Genomic DNA, 20,414 nt, shown 5'->3' on the forward strand with positions numbered 1-20,414 from the left:
CAGTGTTTGCAAATCAGGTGAGGGCGTCGGGCGACCCGGCAAGCTGGCGCTCTCGCATCAGCACCACGCAGATCGACACGAGGCTGCCCACGGAGGTGGCCACCATCACGATAAGGAGGGGCAGGGGCGTGGAGCCCTCGGTGAGCAGGGCGGCGGCCAGCGCCGAGAGGGCTGCGCCGCCTGCAATCTGGATTGCGCCGCCGAGGCCGGAGGCGGAGCCGGCCAGATCTGGCCGGACAGACACCAGCCCCGCCGCGGCATTGGGCATGACCAGCCCGTTGCCCAGCCCGACGAATGTGAAGAAGGCGAAGAAGAGAAACGGGTCGCGCAGCCCTGCGAGGTAGACGCAGAGGTGCAGCGAGATACCGCAGGTCGTAAGGATGCAGCCCCAGAGCACCATACGGTTGATCCCGAAGCGGCTGGCGAACCGCCCGGTGAAGGCGTTGCCCAGCAGGTAGCCGACGGCGGGAAAGCCGAAGAAGAAGCCCATCTGCGAGGGTGGCAGCCCGAAGTACTCGGTGGCAACGAAGGGCGCGCCGCCAAGGTAGGCGAAGAAGGCCCCGGAAGCGAAGGCGGCGGCCAGCGCGTAGCCCCAGAACCGGTAGGAGCTGAGCAGGGTGGGGTAGCCGCGGAACTGCTCGGAGAAGCGGGCCTTGCGGGTGTGCAGCGTTTCACCGAGGTCGGTCAGCACGAGGCAGAGCAGCGTCACGCCGAAGCCGAACATCAGCCAGAAGCTGGCCTGCCAGCCGAACCACTCGTCGAGCTTGCCGCCGATGGCGGGGGCGATCATCGGCACAAGGCTCATGCCCATGGTGACATAGCCGATCATCGAGGCGGCCTGATTCATCGGCACCACGTCGCGCACGATGGCGCGGCTCAGCACCATGCCAGCGGCCACAACGGCCTGACACATGCGGAAGAACAGGAAAACCTCAACCGTAGGGGCGTAGATGCAGCCGAGCGTCGCGCCGAGGAAGATGGTGATGGCGACGATCAGCACCACCCGCCGTCCGAACCAGTCGGAGAGGGGGCCAACGATGACTTGCAAGACAGCGTTGACCGCAAGAAAGAGTGAGACGGCAAGGCCGATCACCCGATACTCGGTGTTGAAATGCGCGGCCATCGAGGGGAGCGAGGGCAGAAACACGTTCATCGTCAGTGCGGTCATCGAAGCGACGAGCACGAGGGTGAAGACATGCGGTGGGGTGGTGCGGTCCGCAAATCGGACCTTGCTGCCGTAACTCATTGCGGGGAGTTAGGCGGGGGGATCTGTTTTGTCTACTATCTGGGCGGAAAAAATGTGCTCGACGCATGAAATATTCTGTTTTGCAGTTAGCTAGTTGTGCCTTGCCAATAGTTTGCAAATTTTCCGAATTTCCCTTTGTCCCACGTCCGTGAGACCCTATAGCAAAACGAAATTACCCGGGGAGATGGCCATGAAGGACATTCTGGAGCAACTCGAAGAGCGCCGGGCCGAAGCCCGCGCGGGCGGTGGCCAAAGGCGGATTGATGCGCAGCACGCCAAGGGCAAGCTGACGGCGCGCGAGCGGATCGAGCTGCTGCTCGACGAAGGCAGCTTTGAAGAGTTTGACATGTTCGTGGCCCACCGCTGCACCGATTTCGGCATGGAAGAGCAGCGCCCAGCGGGGGACGGGGTGGTGACCGGCTGGGGAACGATCAATGGCCGCATGGTCTATGTATTTTCGCAGGACTTTACCGTTTTTGGTGGTTCGCTCTCCGAAACCCACGCCCAGAAGATCTGCAAGATCATGGATATGGCGGTGCAGAACGGCGCGCCTGTGATTGGCCTGAACGACTCGGGCGGGGCGCGTATTCAGGAAGGCGTGGCTTCGCTAGCAGGCTATGCCGAGGTGTTCCAGCGCAACATCATGGCCTCCGGCGTGGTGCCGCAGATCAGCGTCATCATGGGCCCCTGCGCAGGCGGCGCGGTGTATAGCCCGGCGATGACCGACTTCATCTTCATGGTGAAGGAAAGCAGCTACATGTTCGTCACCGGGCCAGATGTGGTGAAAACCGTTACAAATGAACAGGTTACCGCCGAAGAGCTGGGCGGCGCCTCTACCCATACGAAGAAGTCGAGCGTGGCCGATGGGGCCTTCGAAAACGACGTGGAAGCGATGACGGAAGTGCGGCGGCTGGTGGATTTTCTGCCGCTGAACAACCGTGAGAAGCCCCCTGTGCGCCCCTTCTTCGATGATGTGGCGCGGGTGGAAAAGAGCCTCGACACGCTGGTGCCCGAAAACGCGAATACCCCTTACGACATGAAGGAACTGATCGTGAAGATCGGTGACGAGGGGGATTTTTACGAGATCCAAGAAGACTTCGCCAAGAACATCATCACCGGCTTCATCCGGCTGGAAGGGCAGACAGTGGGCGTGGTGGCGAATCAGCCGATGGTGCTGGCCGGGTGCCTCGACATTGATTCGTCGCGGAAGGCCGCCCGATTCGTGCGGTTCTGCGATGCCTTCGAGATTCCCATCCTGACGCTGGTGGACGTGCCGGGCTTTCTTCCGGGCACTTCGCAGGAGTATGGCGGGGTGATCAAACACGGGGCGAAGCTGCTGTTCGCCTATGGCGAGGCGACGGTGCCGAAGGTGACGGTGATCACCCGCAAGGCCTACGGTGGGGCCTATGATGTGATGGCCTCCAAGCACCTGCGCGGCGACTTCAATTACGCTTGGCCCACCGCCGAGATTGCGGTGATGGGAGCCAAGGGGGCAACGGAAATTCTGTACCGCAGCGAGTTGGGCGACCCGGATAAAATCGCCGCCCGCGCGAAGGATTACGAGGACCGGTTTGCCAACCCCTTCGTGGCCGCGGAGAAGGGCTTTATAGATGAGGTGATCCAGCCGCGCTCAACCCGCAAGCGAGTGGCGCGGGCTTTTGCATCTCTCAGAAACAAGAAACTGACCAACCCTTGGAAGAAGCACGACAACATTCCGCTCTGAGCGGAATTCCGCTGCGTGCATTCCTGTAGGTAAGGGGGATAGCCAGAATGATATTTTCATGGCACAAACGACAGACTTCCCGCCGCCGCCCGGCGGGAGTTTCAAAAAGAATTGGCCGTCTTAGCTGCCTGAGCAAGGCGCGCGGCCTTAAGCCGGACGTTCGCGTTCGGCCGCTCCGCGCAGGGGAGGGGAGGCCCCGGCGCGGAGCGCTTCTTTTGGCGCTGCCGTTCCTTGCCGCCCCTGCCATCGCGAAAGATCTGCCAGAGGATTGGGCCGTGCTGCACGATGCGCTGGTTGAGGTGCATGTGGGCCGTACGGAGGGTGCCGAAGAGCGGTGGCTGGTGATGCGTTACCTTGCCCCGCAGATCGCCCGCGAGGGTGGAACGCTGGGCTATGATGACGTGGCCGGGGAAATGGACGCGCTCTGCAACGGTGCGGGTCTGGCCACGGCGGCGGGGCATGAATCACCTGTCGACCAAATCGTCATCGCATTGATGGACCGGGTGGTGGAACGGGGTCAGCCGGACCCGCAGGCCACGCAATTTATTGCCTCCTATGATATCACCGAGGCCGGGTGCGAGTGGCGATGATGATGCAAGATGCCAATAAAACAAGGCGTTTGCGCGCCTTCATGGTGGGGTTTGATGCAATCCCGCCACAGGGGATTCAACTGCACGGATGGGCCTGTTTTTCCTCTGATAATTGCATTAACCTCACGCTTGGCCAGACCTATTTGGCTGTGAACTCGAATGAGGGACCTGGGGAGTGTCAACGCTTTCTGCGCACCTCACAGATTATTAGGAGACAGAGATGTCGAAGAGCATCAAAACCCTTCTCGCCATCAGCCTCGTTGCCTTCGTGGCTGCCTGCGCCCAGCAGGACGAAGTTGTTGTGGAAGAAGTTGTGGTCGAAGAGCCGACCTACTCGAAGTACTAATTCTACATTGGGGCAGGCCTTCGGGCCTGCCCCAACCCTCCGCCCGCTCATCCGGGAGCGTGGCGCATGATCAAACATCGCGGCTTTCCTGGCCGCCTCCCCGGTACTGACTTTCAATTTGTAATCCGACGTCCGTCCAAAGGTGGCGCAACGCCTCTCAAGGCGCGTGAACGCTTTGCCGACCGACGGCCAGCCGATCGCCGTGCCGATTCGGGCTTCATGGCGGCGCTGTGGGAGCAGTTTGGCGCGGAGCCCTTCGAGCGCGGCAACCTTGATGCGGGCCGCTTGAGCTGGCTTTTCGGCCGCGAGGTGGTGCCTGCCGAAGACCCGTTTGATCCGGCAAGCTACGAAGCCCTTCTGAAGATTGATGAAGCCGCAGCGCGGCGGGCCTTCCCCGAAGCCTTCGAAGAGGAGGGCTGGGCGTGATTTTGCCGAGGCGGACCAGGGGGAATTGGCGGGAAACGGCTCAAAACTGCCGTTGCGTCACGGTGCGCTTGTTCGACCGCGGCCTGACTGCGAATGTCGCTTCAGGCCCGGCGTTCTCCAGCAAGCTTGCGTCGGCCTTAATAAGTCAAAACCGTTACCCTTCCCCTTCTATGTGGTCTGGCCCCGTTAGGGTCAGGCCACACCCTTTTTCGGCGCGGCGCATGTTCGCCTGTTTCGAAGGTCTTGGGCGTGGGGGTGACGAATTTGGCTTCACGGACTCCGTGTTTTGCTGTAAAACGCTGCCCATAAACAATAAAACTCGAGGCAGTACATCATGCAAAAACTCATCTGGGCCGCCGCCCTTCCTTTCGTGTTCGCCCTCTCCGGGTGCCTTGACAACGACGTGCAGCGCGCGGCCGTTGGCGCTGGCATCGGTGCCGTTGCCGCAAGCGCAACCGACAACGACCCGCTTGTCGGGGCCGCTGTTGGCGCAGGCGTGGGCGCCCTCTCGGACGACATCGCCGACGCGTTCTAAGCTACGGCAAAACCAGCGAAATTTCGCCGGGCCGTGGAACCGGGCCGGCGAAGCCTTTGTTTCTCTCTCAGACCTGAAATTGCTCTGCGACGCGCAACGCGGCAGGGCCAATCGTTTGAGAGGAAAACAGACATGCGCAAGATCATTCTGGGCGCGACCCTTCCCGCAATTCTGCTCGTCGCGGCCTGCGACAACGACCTTGAGCGCGCCGCCGTCGGTGCCGGGGTTGGGGCCGTTGCCGCTGAGGCCACGGACAATGACCCGGTTGTCGGGGCGGCGGTTGGCGCGGGCGTGGGCGCCATTTCCAACGACCTCTGATAACACCGCTGCTTGCACCGGCCGCCGTGCCGGGCGCGGGCGGGCGTTTGACAGCATGAAAGCTCACCAAAGCGTTCTTCGGGCCTGCCGCCCGGAGAGCGCTTTTTGCGTTCCACCGCTCCGCGAAGCCAAGCCACAAGAGGGACAGTAAAGATGTTCGACAAGATCCTGATCGCCAACCGGGGGGAAATTGCCTGCCGGGTTATCAAAACGGCGCGCAAGATGGGGATCAGGACGGTGGCCGTTTATTCGGATGCCGACAAGCATGCCCTGCATGTGGAGATGGCGGATGAAGCGGTGCATATCGGCCCGCCTGCCGCGAACCAGTCTTACATCGTGATCGACAAGATCATGGACGCGATCCGCCAGACCGGCGCGCAGGCGGTGCACCCGGGCTATGGCTTTCTCTCCGAGAACCCGAAGTTCGCTCAGGCGCTGGAAGCCGAGGGCGTGGCCTTCATCGGCCCGCCGGTCGGGGCGATTGAGGCAATGGGCGACAAGATCACCTCCAAGAAAATCGCGCAGGAGGCGGGCGTCAGTACGGTGCCCGGCTACATGGGGCTGATCGAGGATGCCGATGAGGCGGTGAAGATCAGCGGCGAAATCGGCTATCCGGTGATGATCAAGGCCAGCGCGGGCGGCGGCGGCAAGGGGATGCGGATCGCGTGGAACGACGAGGAGGCGCGCGAGGGCTTTCAGAGTTCGAAGAACGAGGCGGCGAGCAGCTTTGGCGATGACCGGATCTTCATTGAGAAGTTCGTCACCCAGCCGCGCCACATTGAGATTCAGGTGCTCTGCGATGCCCATGGCAACGGGATCTACCTTGGCGAGCGTGAGTGCTCGATCCAGCGGCGGAACCAAAAGGTGATTGAAGAGGCGCCCTCGCCGTTTCTTGACGAGGAGACGCGTCGGGCGATGGGCGAGCAGGCCGTCGCGCTGGCTCAGGCGGTGGGCTACACCAGCGCGGGCACGGTGGAGTTTATCGTCGATGGCGAGAAGAACTTTTACTTCCTCGAAATGAACACGCGGCTACAAGTGGAGCATCCGGTGACCGAGCTGATCACCGGCGTGGACCTTGTGGAACAGATGATCCGCGTGGCCAACGGCGAGCCGCTGAGCCTCACCCAGGACGAGGTGAAGCTGAACGGCTGGGCGATGGAGAGCCGCCTTTATGCCGAAGACCCCTATCGCAACTTCCTGCCGTCGATCGGTCGGCTGGTGGCTTATCGTCCGCCGGAGGAGGTGACCGAGGAGACACGGGCCGTGCGCAACGATACTGGCGTCTATGAAGGCGGCGAGATCAGCATGTATTACGACCCGATGATCGCCAAGCTCTGCACATGGGCCCCGACGCGGGAGGAAGCCATCGAGGAGATGCGGGTGGCGCTCGACAGCTTCGAGCTGGAGGGGATCGGGCACAATCTGCCGTTCCTCGCGGCGGTGATGGACCATCCGAAGTTTGTTTCTGGCAACATCACCACGGCCTTCATCGAGGAAGAATATCCCGATGGGTTTCAAGGTGTTGAGCTGAGCGACGTTGATAAGCGGCGGGTCGCGGCGGCGGCGGCGGCAATGTATCGGCTGGCCGAAATTCGCCGAAGCCGCGTGTCGGGGCGCATGGACAACCACGAGCGGCACGTTGGCTCTGAGTGGGTCGTTTCGGTGGCGGGTGAAACGCTGGTGACCGAGATCGCGGCCGACAAGGCCGGTGCAACCGTGGCCTTCTCGGATGGCACCGTGCATCGCGTGGCCTCCGACTGGACGCCGGGCGACAGCCTTGCCCGGGTGAAGATCGACGGTGCGCTGATGGTGCTGAAGGTGGGCAAGCTGACAAGCGGCTTTCGCATCCGGTTCCGGGGCGCGGATGTGCCGGTGAAGGTCTGGACCCCGCGCCAGGCCGAATTGGCGGCGCTGATGCCCGAGCGCCTGCCGCCGGACACTTCGAAGATGCTGCTGTGCCCGATGCCCGGCCTCATTGTGAAGGTCGACGTGGCCAAGGGCGATGAGGTGCAGGAGGGGCAGGCGCTGTGCACTGTGGAGGCGATGAAGATGGAAAACATCCTGCGCGCCGAGAAAACGGCCAAGGTGGCCAAGATAAACGCCGGGCCGGGTGACAGCCTTGCGGTGGACGATGTGATTATGGAGTTCGAATGACCCCGGGACTGCGCGCACTTCTGGCCCATGCGGTGGGCTTCGCTACAGGTGTCTTTGTGGCCTGGGCCATCCTCAACCTTGCAGGCCGGGGGGTGGCACCGGACGGCAAAACCGGCGCAGGCCTTGCGCTGCTGGCGGGCATGGCGCTGGTCTGCGGGCTGGCTGGCCTCGCGGCCTGGACGATGATCGTAACCCGGATGACAGGGCTGACCGCCGGGCGGGACTGGTGGATACGGGGGATCGGCGCCGTGGTGGGCATGATGGTTCTGGCCTGCGGCCTGATGCTGGCCGGAATTTTTGCGCCTTCCGAAGCCTTGGTGCTGATGCTGTTCCTGCTTTTTGCACTGGGTGGCTGGGCCACGCATGGGCAAGTGACTAACACGTGAGCGCGCCGGGCCGGCATAAGCTGGTAGGTGCTGGAGCGGCGGCGCTTGGCGTGAGAAATCCCGGCGGAATCGGGCGTAGGCGCGTGGCCGGGGACCGCCAGAAAGCTTCAGAAGTCGCTGCCGGTTCTGGTCTTACTGCCCAACTCCTCACGAGTCCGGGTTCGGTCGGCCATCTTGGGGCCCGTCCTCGAAGCGGTGCGCGCTACTTCTTGCGCAATTCGTCGCGCCGGAGCGGCCATTTGTCGATGCTGCGGGTGATTTCGCGCACGTCCCACGGGAAGGGTTTGCGTAGCTTCACCTCGCCATCCTTGCCGATCAGCACGAGTTGGAAGCCGCGCGGGCGGAGTTGCTTGCGCACCGGTGAAAGGGTGGCCGGGTCGGTATCGGTAATGATCACCGCGTCCCGATCCATGAGCGCGCCGGGGCGGGCGGCGAGAAGCTCCAGCTGTTCGGCGAAGCGCGGGTCGGCGGGGGTATCGGCAAAGACGACGATGGGCCTGCGCAGCCAGAGAAAATCTGCCAGCGTCACCTCGGAGGCCGCGAGGATCTGCAACTCGCGCGCGTCGCCTGCCACTTCAGCGGCAACAGCCTCTGCCGCCTCCTCCGCCGCACCTTCGGAGATGACGGCAGGGCCGGTTTCCTGTGCCGCAAGGGGGGACGTGATGAGCGCCGCGAGGGCAATGGGGGCGAGCCGCATGAAATTCTCCTGTTGCCAAGGATATAGGCGTCATCGCGCCGAATGCGAAGGGGCAACGCGGCCCTGTGATGTGACCACAAGAGATGATGCGGACCTGAAAGGGAGGCTCCGATGAGCAAGACCGACGATTGGAAGGCGATTGCCGAGAAGGAACTGCGGGGCAAACCGCTGGAGAGCCTTGACTGGGAAACGCTGGAAGGCATCCGGGTGAAACCCCTCTACACCGAGGCGGATGTGGACGGGTTGGACCATATGGGCAGCATCCCCGGGCAGGCGCCGTTTACCCGTGGGCCGAAGGCGACGATGTATGCCGGGCGGCCCTGGACCATTCGGCAATATGCCGGGTTTTCGACCGCCGAGGAGAGCAACGCCTTTTATCGCAAGGCGCTGGATGCGGGGCAGCAGGGGGTTTCTGTCGCCTTCGATCTGGCCACCCACCGGGGCTATGACAGCGACCATCCGCGCGTTGAGGGCGATGTGGGCAAGGCCGGGGTGGCGATTGACAGTGTTGAGGACATGAAGATCCTGTTTAACGGGATTCCGCTGGATACTGTCTCTGTGTCGATGACGATGAATGGGGCGGTCATTCCGATCCTCGCCAATTTCATCGTGACCGGCGAGGAGCAGGGGCATGACAGGGCGCTGCTCTCGGGCACCATTCAGAACGACATTCTGAAGGAGTTCATGGTGCGGAATACCTATGTGTATCCGCCCGAGCCGAGCATGCGGATCATCTCGGACATCATCGAATACACCTCCAACGAGATGCCCAAGTTCAACTCGATCTCGATTTCCGGCTACCACATGCAGGAGGCGGGCGCGAACCTTGTGCAGGAGCTGGCCTATACGCTGGCGGACGGGCGCGAATATGTGCGGGCGGCCATCGAGGCGGGGATGGACGTGGACAAGTTTGCCGGGCGTCTCAGCTTCTTCTTCGCCATCGGGATGAATTTTTTCATGGAGATCGCCAAGCTGCGGGCGGCGCGCACGCTTTGGCACCGGATCATGACGGAGTTCGGGGCGCAGAGTGAGCGCAGCAAGATGCTGCGGACGCACTGCCAGACGAGCGGCGTGAGCCTTCAGGAGCAGGATCCCTACAACAACGTGATCCGCACGGCCTATGAGGCGATGAGCGCGGTGCTTGGGGGCACGCAGTCGCTCCATACCAATGCGCTGGACGAGGCGATTGCCCTGCCCACCGAGTTTTCGGCCCGGATCGCGCGGAATACGCAGCTGATTTTGCAGGAAGAAACGCAGGTGACGCGCGTCGTCGACCCGCTGGCGGGCTCCTACTACGTCGAAAGCCTGACCGATGAGCTGATCGAGAAGGCCTGGGCGCTGATCGAAGAGGTCGAGGAGATGGGCGGCATGACCAAGGCGGTGGCCTCGGGGATGCCCAAGCTGCGGATCGAGGAGAGCGCCGCGCGGCGGCAGGCGATGATCGACCGGGGCGAGGAGGTGATTGTTGGCGTCAACAAGTACCGCAAGGACAAGGAAGACCCGATCGACATACTCGACGTCGATAATGTGAAGGTACGGGAAAATCAGGTGGCGCGGCTGGAGCGCATTCGCGGGAGCCGAGATCAGGCCGCCTGCGATGCGGCGCTGGGCGAGTTGGAGCGGCGGGCGCGCGAGGGCGGCAACCTGCTGGAGGCGGCTGTTGAGGCCGCGCGGGCGCGGGCGAGCGTGGGGGAGATCAGCATGGCGATGGAAAAGGTGTTTGGCCGCCACCGGGCCGAGGTGAAGACCTTGGCGGGCGTCTATGGTGCGGCCTATGACGGTGACGAGGGCTTTGCCGCGATACAGGCCTCGGTAGAGGCGTTCGCCGAGGAAGAGGGCCGCCGGCCCCGGATGCTGGTGGTGAAGATGGGGCAGGACGGCCACGACCGGGGGGCCAAGGTGATTGCCACGGCTTTCGCCGATATCGGCTTTGACGTGGACGTGGGGCCGCTGTTCCAGACACCGGAGGAAGCCGCGCAGGACGCGGTGGACAACGATGTGCATGTGGTTGGCATCTCCAGCCAGGCGGCGGGGCACAAGACGCTGGCACCCAAACTGGTGGAGGCGCTGAAGGCGGCGGGCGCGGAGGATATCATCGTGATCTGCGGCGGGGTCATTCCGCAGCAGGATTATGACTTTCTTTACAAGTCAGGTGTGAAGGCGATCTTTGGGCCCGGAACCAACATTCCGACAGCGGCGCAGGATGTGCTGAAACTCATTCGCGCGGCGCGGGGGTAGGGGCCGGGGGTGGCGGCGCTCCCGCCCGCCCACCCCGCGCCACCACCCCCGGCCTCTGGCTGGCGCGGCCCTCTGCACCGTGCGGCGGGCTGTTCTGCACGCGTCGCATTGGAGTATTTCCAGCAAGAAAATGAACCGGCTTGTGCTTTGGGGCGGGGCGTGGCTTTCATGCGGGCATGATTGAATTTGACCATATCGCAGTGCTGTGCGGACGGCTGGAGGAGGGGGTGGCCTATGTGGAGGAGGCGCTGGCTGTGGCGCTTTCACCGGGTGGGCAGCACGCGGCCTTTGGCACTCATAATGCCCTGTTGTCGCTTGGGGGCGAAGAATATCTGGAGGTCATCGCGGTGGACCCGGAGGCCCCCAAGCCGGGGCGGGCGCGGTGGTTTGACCTTGATCGTTTCGAGGGCCAGCCGCGGATTGCGCGTTGGGTGTGCCGGGTGGATGACCTTGGCGCGGCGGTGGCCGCGCATCCCGGTGCGGGCGTGCCTTTGGCGCTGACGCGGGGCGCGTATCGCTGGTCGATGGCAGTGCCGGAGGATGGCATTTTGCCGATGAACAACATGCACCCCGCCCTGATGGAGTGGCAGGGCCCGCATCCGGCGCCCGCCTTGCCGGACGTGGGCGTGCGGCTGGCGGAGTTGCTGGTGGGCCATGCAGAGGCGCGGGACTTGAAGCTGCTGGGGCTTGAGGACACGCGGTTTCGGTTCATGCGGGGGCCGACGCGGATGGCAGCCCGGTTTGACACGCCGGGGGGCGTGAAGTGGCTGAGGTAAGGCGGGCCGCGCCGGAAGATGCGGGGCCGATTTGCGAGCTGATCAACTGGGTGGTTCGCGAGACGGTGGTGACCTTCAACAGCGTCGAGAAGGTGCCGGACGAGATTGCCGCAGCGATGGAGCAGGCGCCCTTTTGGGTTACCGAGCAGGCGGGCCGGGTGGTGGGCTATGCCAGCTATGGGCCGTTTCGCGGCGGCGTTGGCTATGGGCGGACCAAGGAACACTCGATCGCTGTACGGCCGGAGGCTTGGGGCCGTGGCGCGGGGCGGGCCTTGATGGCGGCGCTTTGTGCCCATGCCAGTGCGGCGGGGGTACATTCGCTCTTTGCGGGCGTGAGCGGTGAGAATGAGGCCGGCGCAAGGTTTCACGCGGCTCTGGGCTTTCAGGAGGTCGCCCGGTTGCGGCAGGTCGGCTGGAAGTTTGACCGCTGGCATGACCTTGTGCTGATGCAGAAATTTTTGTGACCCCCTCGGCGCAGGTGGTTAAGGTGACCCCATGTCGATTTGGTCCCGTATAGGTGATGCGCTTTCGGCTCTTCGCGCGGGCGAGGGGCTTGGGGCGGTGTTTGACCGTTTGCGCACTGCGCCTGAGCGCACGGTGGGCTTTACCATCGCGGTGATTGCTCTTGGCGCGAAGATGGCCAAGGCCGATGGGATGGTGACGAAAGATGAGGTCACCGCCTTTCGCGAGGTGTTTACCATTCCGCCCTCCGAGGAGGCCAATGCGGCGAGGGTCTTCAACCTTGCGCGGCAGGATGTGGCAGGCTTTGAGGATTATGCTGCCCGGATCGCGCGGATGTTCGATGACGGGCACGGCGCCCTGACCGACCTGTTGGAAGGGTTGTTTCATATCGCCATGGCCGATGGCGAGTATCACCCCAATGAAGATGACTTTCTGGCGCGGGTGGCGGCGATTTTTCGGGTGAGCGAGCGGGAGTTTCGCTCGCTTCGGGCGCGCTTTGTGCCGGATGCGGAATCCGATCCCTATGCGGTGCTGGGGGTCAGCCCCGATGCGCCAACTGATGAAATTCGCGCGGCATGGCGGCGACAGGTGCGCGAGAGCCACCCCGATGTGATGATGGCGCGCGGCGTGCCCGAAGAGGCGGTGCGGATGGCCGAGAAGCGGATGATCGCGATCAACCGGGCGTGGGAAGAGATCAGCGGGAAGTGAGACTGGCCACCTATAACGTGGAGTGGTTCAACGCGCTCTTTGATGAGGAAGGCGCCCCGCTGGCTGATGGCGAATGGTCGGCGCGATGGAACGTGACGCGTGCCGCGCAGCTGGAGGCGCTGGGCATTGTGTTTACCGCGCTAGATGCCGATGCGGTGCTGATCGTGGAAGCGCCGGATTGGAAGGCGCCGCGCCGGACGGAGGCCGCCTTGGAGGGGTTTGCGCGGCTCTTCGGGCTGCGGGCACGCAAGGCGTTGGTGGGGTTTCACAACGACACGCAGCAGGAGCTGGCGCTGCTCTATGATCCGGACACGGTAGAGGCGCGGCATGATCCGGTGGGGCAGGTGACCGGCAAGAAGGGCAGCGAGGATGCCCCGCGGTTTGACGGCACCTTCCGGATCGACCTTGATATCGACGCGCGCGAAGACCTTGTGCGGTTTTCCAAGCCGCCGCTGGAGGCGGAGCTGCGGCTGAAAGGGATCGACGAGCCGGTGCGGTTGATTGGCGTGCATATCAAGAGCAAGGCCCCGCATGGTGCGCGCTCGGAGGCCGATGCCACGCGCATCTCCATCGCCAACCGGCGCAAGCAGCTGGCGCAATCCATCTGGCTGCGCCGCCGGGTGGAGCAGCATCTGGCGAAGGGCGAGGCGCTGGTGGTGGCCGGGGACTTCAACGACGGCCCGGGGCTGGATGAATACGAGGCGCTGTTTGGCCGTTCGGGGATGGAGATTGTGCTGGGGGCGGACCAGCCCGCGCCGATGCGGCTTGTGGACCCGCATGCAAGGCAGGCGATGGCGGGCGGCGTGATGCAGGCCCATGACACTTCGGCCCGGTTCTACATTCGTGAGGAAAAGCGCTATCTGAGCGCATTGCTCGACTACCTCATGCTGTCGCCCGGGCTGGCCAGCCGGGCGGCGGGCTGGCGGATCTGGCATCCCTTTGATGACCCGGCGATTTATGCGCTGCCCGAGCTGCGGGAGGCGCTGCTTGCGGCCTCTGATCACTTCCCTGTCAGCGTCGATCTGGTGACCTGACTTTGAAACGCCGGGCGCGCGTGCCTATATTGAGGCCATGAAACACCTTGCTGCCTTGACCCTTGCGAGCACGCTCGCCTTTGCCCCGGCTGTTGCGCAGGAGGCCGAGCCCCGGCCTCGTGGCGATATGGATGAGGGCTTTAACCTCGTGGAAGAGGGGATGTTGCTCTTCTTTCGCGGTCTTGCCGAAGAGATGGAGCCTGCGCTGAAAGATATGGCGCGGGAAATGGAGCCGGTGATGCGCGATCTGGCCGAGCAGATCGGGCCGCAGATGGCGGAACTGGCGGAAATGATCGGCGAGTTCGATCAGTATCACCCGCCTGAGCGGCTTGAGAATGGTGACATCATCATCCGTCGCAAGACGCCCGAGGAGATGGAGCGAAAGGCCCCGCGCAGCCCGATGCCCGATTTCGACCCGGAGGGCGAGATCGAGTTGTAGCGCGGAGGGGTTTACTTACCCGACGGGCTGGCAATGAGCAGATTTCGGGCTTAGCGCCGGGTGGTGAGGGCCGGGTTGGTTGCGGCGTAGACCGTGCCCGCCAACTCGGGCTTGGCATAGGCTGTTTCGTTGGTGACATGCCCGTCGTAGCCGCCGGTTTTGGTCAGGGCGGTGCCGTCTTGCCAGATCATCATCAGCCCGTGTTCCTGCTCCCAGGCGCAATTTGCCTCCATCACTAGAAAGACATGGCCCGGGTGGCGCGGATCGTCTGTCAGGTGGATTGTGCCGGGGGTGACATGGCTCCAGATGTCCTCGGGGCTTTCGGGAATGCCCATCTCATCATCCAGCCAGTCTTCCCCGCCCACGGCCTGATGAAAATCAAGATAGTAGTTATAGACGTGCAGGCTGTCGGCCAATCGGTCCTGCGGGGTGAGTTGCAGAAATGCGGTAAGAGCGCGGGTTGCCTCCTCGGGTGCGGGGGAGACGGGTGGGCCGAGGTCGAGCACCTTCACCTCGGCACCGTCGAAGTAGGGCAGCGCAAGCGTGGTGGGAAGGGGCTCAGTCACCGGCGAGCCGGACGTGCATTTCGCAGCCCAACTCGCTTGCCAGCGACTTGAACCGGGCCTCGGCCACCTCGCCGTAGAGGTCGGCGGTTGCGCGGGGGAGCACCAGTTTCAGTTCTTTCTTTTTCGGGCGGTATTCCATCCGGCACATGGCTTCGGGGTTGTTGCCTGAGAACATTGCGCCAAAGCGCATGGCCTTGCCGAGCACTACGGCCATTTGCCGGTCACGGTCCGAGAGCAGCTCGACCATCGGCTCAAGGTGCGAGCCGGGGGCGGCGTTGCGGTAGCGGTGGAGCAGGGCGAGGCCAACGAAGATCCGGCCATTGTGATCTATCCCGCCGAGGTTGGAGCGGGTGGCATTGTCGAAGCAAACCTCGCCCCGGTAGTCGGGGTGGGCGCGCCAGCTTACATCGTGCAGCAGGCAGGCGGCGCGGATCAGGCGTTGCTTGTCGGCGCGGGCATTGCGGAACAGCGGCATGACGAAGTCGTAGAGCGTGCGGCCAAAGCCGGGCACGCGGGCGTTTTGCGCCTCGTCGAAGCGGGCGGCCTCGATCAGCGGGTCGCGGGCGCGGATCAGGTCTGACATCTGTTCGTAGAGCATGCCCTCGCGGATGCCATAGGCCGAGATCCACACCTCCTTGGTGCCGAATTTCTTCATCAGACGCCGCAGCACTTCGCCCGCCACCGGCACCAGAGCGATCCGCGCGGCGGACAGGCCGACTTCGCTGCGCACCTCTTCCAGATCGCGCCCGCGCAGCCAATCCAGCGTTTTGCGGAGTTGGGCAGGGGTGGCGTGATAGTCGTGCAGCACATGCAGCGGGTAGCCCCGCCGGTGGATATCAATCTTGGCGATGGCCCGCCACGAGCCGCCGACAAGGTAGAGGCGCTTATGCTTGGGCAGGGCCTTGGCCAGCTGATCGAGCGTTTCGTCGATCTCGGTCTTGCGGGCCTTGCGACCGCCCTTGATGGTTTTCAGCCGGAGCGGGCCGAGCGAGGTGGAGGCACGTGCCCCAACGCCGCCGTCTTCCAACAGGGCCAGCTCCATTGAGGAGCCGCCGATATCGCAGGCCAGGCCGGTGGCGCCGGGCCAGCCCACGAGCACGCCCTGTGCCGAAAGCCGGGCCTCCTCTTCGCCGTCCACCACATAGACCTCAAGCCCGGTGGCCGCCTTGATCTCGGCGCAAAATTCCGGACCGTCATCGGCGTTGCGTACGGCGGCGGTGGCGCAGGCGGTGAGCGGCGGGATTCCCATGCCACGGGCCAGCGCATAGAACCGGCGGATCGCGGCCAGCGCCCGGGTGCGGCCTTCGGGGTTGAGGCGTCCGGTTTCGCCCATGCCTTCGCCGAGGCCGCACATCACCTTTTCATTGAAGAAATAGGCGGGCGAGCGGGCCGCGCCATCGAAGATCACCATGCGGACGGAGTTGGAGCCTATGTCGATAACGCCGACGCGGGAGAGCGCCTGCGCATCGGGGTGATCGAATATCGGGCGTCCGAAAGGGCCGAGGCTTCGTTGCTGCTCGCCTGATCCGTCCATGTCCTCTCCCCGGAAGTGCTTGCCTTGACTTGATAGAGGGCGCGCGCGCGGAAGGTCAATCTTTGGAGTGGGTCAGCTCGGGAACATCGCCAGCCCCCGCCGATCCGCGCCCCGAAAGGGAGGGGTTTTCCATGAAGAAGCGGTGGCAGTTGAACGGCTGGGTGCCCTTGGAGAGCGCGGGCCGGTAAAAGCTGCCATCGGGCTTCATCACCCAGCTTTGCGCGGTGTCTGCCATGTTGGCGGCCATCACCTGCTCGGTGATCTGGGCCTTCACCGTAGGGTTGGTGCATTCCACCAGCGTTTCGACCCGGCGATTGAGGTTTCGGCCCATCCAGTCAGCCGACGAAATATAGACCCGCGCCTTCTTGGAGGGCAGACCGTGGCCGTTGCCAAAGCAGACGATGCGGGAGTGCTCAAGGTAGCGCCCGACGATGGATTTGACGCGGATGTTCTCTGACAGGCCCTTGATGCCGGGGCGCACGCCGCAGATGCCACGGATGACGAGGCTGATCTTCACCCCGGCTTGAGAGGCGGCATAGAGCGCATCGATCACATCGGGCTCGATCAGCGAGTTCATCTTGGCCCAGATCTCGGCAGGCTTGCCGGCGCGGGCGTGCTCGGCCTCGGCGGCGATCATCTTCAGCAGGGTGGACTTGAGCGAGATCGGCGAGATCGAAAGGTTCTCCAACTCGCCGGGCTGGGCGTAGCCGGAGAGGTAGTTGAAGACCTTGCCCGCGTCACGGCCCAGCGCCTTGTCGCAGGTAAAGAGCGACAGGTCGGTGTAGATGCGGGCGGTGATCGGGTGGTAGTTGCCGGTGCCGTAGTGGGTGTAGGTCACCAGCTCCTTGCCCTCACGCCGCACCACGGTGCTGATCTTGGCGTGGGTCTTGTAGTTCATGAAGCCGTAAACGACATGCGCGCCAGAGCGCTCCAGCCGCCGACTTTGGCGGATGTTCGCAGCCTCGTCGAAGCGGGCCTTCAGCTCGACCAGCGCGGTGACCGATTTGCCGTCTTCCGCCGCCTCGCAGAGCGCCTCGACGATGGGCGAGTTTTTTGACGTGCGGTAGAGCGTTTGCTTGATCGCCACCACATCCGGGTCGCGCGCGGCCTGCTGGAGAAAGCGCACCACCATATCGAAGGTTTCATAGGGGTGATGCAGCAGCATGTCCTTCTGGCGGATCGCTGCAAACATGTCGCCCTCGTGGTCTTGCACGCGCTCGGGCACGCGGGGCGTGAAACTGGGCCAGAGCAGATCGGGGCGGGCATCGATCACCAGTTCTTTGAGGTCGGCAACGCCGAGGATGCCGCTGGTTTCGATCACCTCCTCATCATCCACCTCCAGCTCACGCATGATGAGCGCCTTCAACGCCTTGGGCGCGCCGGAGGACATGTTGAGGCGGATGACCTCGCCGCGGCGGCGGCGCTTGAGCGCGGTTTCGAACTCGCGGACGAGATCTTCGGCCTCTTCCTCAAGCTCAAGGTCGCTGTCACGCAGCACGCGGAAGGTGCAGGAACCCTTCTCGCGGTAGCCCGGAAAGAGCGAGCCGATGTGCAGGCGCAGCAGGGCTTCGAGCGGCAGAAAGCGGTGTTTGCCCTCTGTCGCGGGCAGGGCGATGAACCGATCGACCTGATGGGGGATCGGCAGGATGGCATCAAGCTTGCGGCCCGAGTTCTCGCTCTCCAGCTGGAGCGCGAGGCAGAAGCCGGTGTTGGCGATGAACGGGAAAGGGTGGGCCGGGTCGATGGCGAGCGGCGAGAGCACCGGAAACACCTGCGCGAGGAAGTAATCGGCCAGAAACGCGTGATCTTCCTTGCTCAGGCTCTTGGCGTCGAGCAGGGAAATGTCGTTTTCTTCCAGTTCCTTGCGCAGCGCTGCCCAGGTTTCTTGCTGGCGGGCCATGAGCTTGCGGGCATCGGTGTTGATGAGCAGCAACTGCTCGGCGGGGCTGAGGCCATCGGCGGCGGGCGTGGTGTTGCCGGCGCGGGCAAGCTCGCGCAAGCCGGCGACGCGGACGGTGTAAAACTCGTCGAGGTTGGTGGCCGAGATCGAGACAAAGCGGATGCGTTCGAGCAGGGGAACACGCGGGTTTTCCGCCTCTTCCAGCACCCGCCAATTGAACCCCAGCCATGAGAGTTCGCGGTTATAGAAGCGCGACGGCCCGGACAGGTCATCTGCGTCAAGCTCGACGGGGGCCGGATATGCGGCTGTGAGGAAGTCGGATTGGGTCATGGCACGGGTTTAGGCTGGAAAAGTCACGTCTGGATGACGGTCTTACCTTCTATGTGCCTGAAAAGCCGCCATCATCCAAGACCTCGCGCGCCAGCTTGCGAGAGAGCTTGCGCCCTGTGGCGAGTTGGTGCCGATCCAGCGCGATCACCAGCCGGCGCGCGGCGGCGGCAGAGCGCTCCATGCGTGGCAGCAGGTAATCGAGCAGTTTTTGCGTTGGCGTGAGCTGCCGGTCGGTGAAGTGTTTGACGAGGAGCGCGGTGAGCAACATGTCGTCCGGCTCGGCGAGCCGCGCGCGGGGCGTTGCCTGAAGGCGGGTTTCGAGGTCGGGCAGGGCGCGGGGCGGAAGCGGCTCGCGCGCCGTGAGCAGCAGCCGGGCGGGGGCGGCGGCGGCGCGGTTGAGGAGGTGGAAAAGCGGCTCTTCCTGCTCGCGGGTGCCGAGGATGAGGTGAATGTCTTCGACCAGCAGCGAGCTGCCCGGCTCGGGCGGGGGCAGCTGTGCAAGGCCGAGGGTGTCGAGCCGGGTCGCGCAGGTATCGGCGGCCCAGATCGCGGCGAGGTGGCTCTTGCCCGCCCCTTCCGGTCCGCTCAGCAGCAGCCGCCCGTTTGGCCACATCGGGCTGTCGTCGATCAGCGCAGCGGCATCGGCATTGGCGGGCGAGATGAAGAAAGCATCGCGCCCGGTGGCCTCGATCACCGGGAGATCTATCGGGAGCTGGCGGGGCATGGGCTAGTCTTTCAGCCGGGACTTGGCGATATCGGCGGAGGTTTCTTCGGGCGTTCGGGCCTCGGCCACGGCCTCCTGATCATAGAGCCCACGATAAAGCCTGCCCTGCTTGTACTGGCCGATGGCCCAGCGCGCGATAACACCGAGCGAGGCGGCCACCGGGACGGCTACGAGCATGCCGGTGAAGCCGAAGAGGGTGCCGAAGGCGGAGAGCGCGAAGATCAGCCAGACCGGGTGCAGGCCAACGGACTGGCCGACGAGGTTGGGTGTGAGCACGTTGCCCTCTAGGAACTGGCCGAAGAAGAAGATGATGGCCACCGCGCCGATCCACCACCATTCGCCCCAAAACTGGAAGAACGCCAGCCCGATGGCCAGCGCGCCGCCAACGAGGGCGCCGACGTATGGGATGAAGGTGAGCGCCCCGGCCACGGCCCCGACAACGAGGCCGAAGTTGAGGCCAACCGACATGAGGGCCACGGCATAGAAGATGCCCAGCACGAGGCAAACGGTGCCTTGGCCGCGGATGAAGGCGGCGAGCGTCTTGTCGATCTCGCGGGCGAGGTGGCGGATGGTGGGGGCATGGTCGCGGGGCAGCAGATCGTCGATGCGGGCCACCATCCTGTCCCAGTCCAGCAGGAGGTAGAAGGCGACGATGGGCACGAGGACGAGCAGCACCAGCACGTTGACGATGCCCGAGACGGAGGCCACCAGCGAAGATACGAACTCGCCGCCCTTGGATTGAATCGTTTCGCCGAGGCTCGCGAGCGACTTGGAGATGGTGCTTTCTCCGTCCATCAGGTCGGGGAAGCGGGTGGTGAGGAAGTTGCGCAGATCAGAGAAGATCTGCGGCGCGGCTTTGAAGAGGGCGATGGATTGCTCGACCAGCGTGGGCATGATCAGCAGCGCGCCGAGGACGAAGATCAACAGGGCGACGACTGAGATGAGGATGACCGCCGCGATGCGGTGCAGGCCCAGCTTTTCGAGCCGGTCGGCTACTGGATCAAGGCAGTAGGCCACCGCGCCGCCAAGGATGAACGGCAGGATCACGTCGCCCAGCACGTAAAGCACGCCGAAGAAAACCACGGCGGCGAGTGTCCAGTATTTGGCCTGTGTGCCGACGGGAAGTGCCATACCTGCCCCTGTGCTCGTTTCGGGCCCATAATGCCTGTGGGCGGGCGAGGCGCAAGGGCGGTTGGGGCCAGGGCGGGCCTGTGCCGTGGTTGTTGGCTCCCGGCTGGCGCCGAGGCAGGGCTTGTTGCGCGGCGTGGGGCGCGCGACCGGG

Annotated in this window: 21 protein-coding genes; 14 read left to right on the plus strand and 7 right to left on the minus strand. The window is 63.9% G+C overall.

Going from position 1 to position 20,414, the window contains the following annotated elements; genetic code table 11:
* Window positions 1–13: 13 nt before the first annotated feature.
* The gene (locus tag FHY55_RS06930; RefSeq protein WP_140013491.1) at window positions 14–1,246 is read right to left on the minus strand and encodes a multidrug effflux MFS transporter; all 1,233 of its coding nucleotides are present in this window, start codon (window positions 1,244–1,246) and stop codon (window positions 14–16) included.
* Window positions 1,247–1,436: 190 nt separating this feature from the next.
* Between FHY55_RS06930 and FHY55_RS06935 the strand changes: the two genes are divergently transcribed.
* From FHY55_RS06935 to FHY55_RS06965, 8 genes are all read left to right on the plus strand, one after another.
* Window positions 1,437–2,969 (plus strand): acyl-CoA carboxylase subunit beta, encoded by a 1,533-nt coding sequence (locus FHY55_RS06935; RefSeq protein ID WP_140013492.1) that lies wholly within the window; start codon window positions 1,437–1,439, stop codon window positions 2,967–2,969.
* 215 nt (window positions 2,970–3,184) lie between these two features.
* Entirely contained in the window at window positions 3,185–3,559 is a 375-nt protein-coding gene (locus FHY55_RS06940) for a DUF6497 family protein (RefSeq protein WP_140013493.1), read from the plus strand.
* Window positions 3,560–3,779: 220 nt separating this feature from the next.
* Window positions 3,780–3,905 (plus strand): hypothetical protein, encoded by a 126-nt coding sequence (locus FHY55_RS20865; RefSeq protein ID WP_256377575.1) that lies wholly within the window; start codon window positions 3,780–3,782, stop codon window positions 3,903–3,905.
* 66 nt (window positions 3,906–3,971) lie between these two features.
* The gene (locus FHY55_RS06945) at window positions 3,972–4,331 is read left to right on the plus strand and encodes a hypothetical protein (protein WP_140013494.1); all 360 of its coding nucleotides are present in this window, start codon (window positions 3,972–3,974) and stop codon (window positions 4,329–4,331) included.
* A gap of 334 nt (window positions 4,332–4,665) precedes the next feature.
* On the plus strand, window positions 4,666–4,866 hold the full coding sequence (locus FHY55_RS06950; protein WP_140013495.1) for a YMGG-like glycine zipper-containing protein: 201 nt from the start codon (window positions 4,666–4,668) through the stop codon (window positions 4,864–4,866).
* 132 nt (window positions 4,867–4,998) lie between these two features.
* Window positions 4,999–5,184 carry a YMGG-like glycine zipper-containing protein gene (locus tag FHY55_RS06955; RefSeq protein WP_140013496.1) on the plus strand — a complete coding sequence of 62 codons (186 nt, stop codon included), beginning with the start codon at window positions 4,999–5,001 and terminating at the stop codon, window positions 5,182–5,184.
* Between the two features lie 153 nt (window positions 5,185–5,337).
* Window positions 5,338–7,338, plus strand: coding sequence for an acetyl/propionyl/methylcrotonyl-CoA carboxylase subunit alpha (locus tag FHY55_RS06960; protein ID WP_140013497.1), 2,001 nt, complete (start codon window positions 5,338–5,340; stop codon window positions 7,336–7,338).
* Entirely contained in the window at window positions 7,335–7,724 is a 390-nt protein-coding gene (locus FHY55_RS06965; protein ID WP_140013498.1) for a hypothetical protein, read from the plus strand. The genes FHY55_RS06960 and FHY55_RS06965 overlap by 4 nt, the downstream gene beginning before the upstream one ends.
* Before the next feature lie 202 nt (window positions 7,725–7,926).
* Here FHY55_RS06965 and FHY55_RS06970 read toward each other — a convergent pair whose 3' ends face one another.
* Entirely contained in the window at window positions 7,927–8,421 is a 495-nt protein-coding gene (locus FHY55_RS06970) for a DUF4174 domain-containing protein (protein ID WP_140013499.1), read from the minus strand.
* A gap of 111 nt (window positions 8,422–8,532) precedes the next feature.
* Between FHY55_RS06970 and scpA the strand changes: the two genes are divergently transcribed.
* The 6 genes from scpA to FHY55_RS07000 all read left to right on the plus strand — a co-directional run bounded on the left by scpA (window position 8,533) and on the right by FHY55_RS07000 (window position 14,078).
* On the plus strand, window positions 8,533–10,659 hold the full coding sequence (gene scpA, locus FHY55_RS06975) for a methylmalonyl-CoA mutase (protein ID WP_140013500.1): 2,127 nt from the start codon (window positions 8,533–8,535) through the stop codon (window positions 10,657–10,659).
* 176 nt (window positions 10,660–10,835) lie between these two features.
* Entirely contained in the window at window positions 10,836–11,435 is a 600-nt protein-coding gene (locus FHY55_RS06980) for a VOC family protein (protein ID WP_140013501.1), read from the plus strand.
* Window positions 11,423–11,899 (plus strand): GNAT family N-acetyltransferase, encoded by a 477-nt coding sequence (locus FHY55_RS06985; RefSeq protein ID WP_140013502.1) that lies wholly within the window; start codon window positions 11,423–11,425, stop codon window positions 11,897–11,899. The genes FHY55_RS06980 and FHY55_RS06985 overlap by 13 nt, the downstream gene beginning before the upstream one ends.
* A 31-nt stretch (window positions 11,900–11,930) precedes the next feature.
* Window positions 11,931–12,605, plus strand: coding sequence for a molecular chaperone DjiA (locus FHY55_RS06990; RefSeq protein WP_140013503.1), 675 nt, complete (start codon window positions 11,931–11,933; stop codon window positions 12,603–12,605).
* Window positions 12,602–13,639: an endonuclease/exonuclease/phosphatase family protein gene (locus FHY55_RS06995; protein ID WP_140013504.1), complete on the plus strand. Its 1,038-nt coding sequence runs from the start codon at window positions 12,602–12,604 to the stop codon at window positions 13,637–13,639. Before FHY55_RS06990 ends, FHY55_RS06995 begins: the two co-directional genes overlap by 4 nt.
* A 37-nt stretch (window positions 13,640–13,676) precedes the next feature.
* A complete protein-coding gene (locus tag FHY55_RS07000; protein ID WP_140013505.1) occupies window positions 13,677–14,078 on the plus strand; it encodes a hypothetical protein in 402 nt (133 codons plus the stop codon).
* A 50-nt stretch (window positions 14,079–14,128) separates the two neighbouring features.
* Here the strand turns inward: FHY55_RS07000 and FHY55_RS07005 are convergent, their stop codons facing one another.
* The 5 genes from FHY55_RS07005 to FHY55_RS07025 are packed head-to-tail and all read right to left on the minus strand — an operon-like array spanning window position 14,129 to window position 20,263.
* Window positions 14,129–14,644, minus strand: coding sequence for a hypothetical protein (locus tag FHY55_RS07005; protein WP_140013506.1), 516 nt, complete (start codon window positions 14,642–14,644; stop codon window positions 14,129–14,131).
* On the minus strand, window positions 14,637–16,178 hold the full coding sequence (locus FHY55_RS07010) for a Ppx/GppA family phosphatase (protein ID WP_140013507.1): 1,542 nt from the start codon (window positions 16,176–16,178) through the stop codon (window positions 14,637–14,639). Before FHY55_RS07010 ends, FHY55_RS07005 begins: the two co-directional genes overlap by 8 nt.
* Before the next feature lie 55 nt (window positions 16,179–16,233).
* Window positions 16,234–18,408: an RNA degradosome polyphosphate kinase gene (locus FHY55_RS07015; RefSeq protein WP_140013508.1), complete on the minus strand. Its 2,175-nt coding sequence runs from the start codon at window positions 18,406–18,408 to the stop codon at window positions 16,234–16,236.
* Window positions 18,409–18,457: 49 nt separating this feature from the next.
* The gene (locus FHY55_RS07020; protein ID WP_140013509.1) at window positions 18,458–19,132 is read right to left on the minus strand and encodes a DnaA/Hda family protein; all 675 of its coding nucleotides are present in this window, start codon (window positions 19,130–19,132) and stop codon (window positions 18,458–18,460) included.
* A gap of 3 nt (window positions 19,133–19,135) precedes the next feature.
* Window positions 19,136–20,263 carry an AI-2E family transporter gene (locus FHY55_RS07025; protein WP_140013510.1) on the minus strand — a complete coding sequence of 376 codons (1,128 nt, stop codon included), beginning with the start codon at window positions 20,261–20,263 and terminating at the stop codon, window positions 19,136–19,138.
* Between the last annotated feature and the right edge of the window lie 151 nt (window positions 20,264–20,414).

It is taken from the genome of Oceanicola sp. D3 (assembly GCF_006351965.1).
Lineage (GTDB): Bacteria > Pseudomonadota > Alphaproteobacteria > Rhodobacterales > Rhodobacteraceae > Vannielia.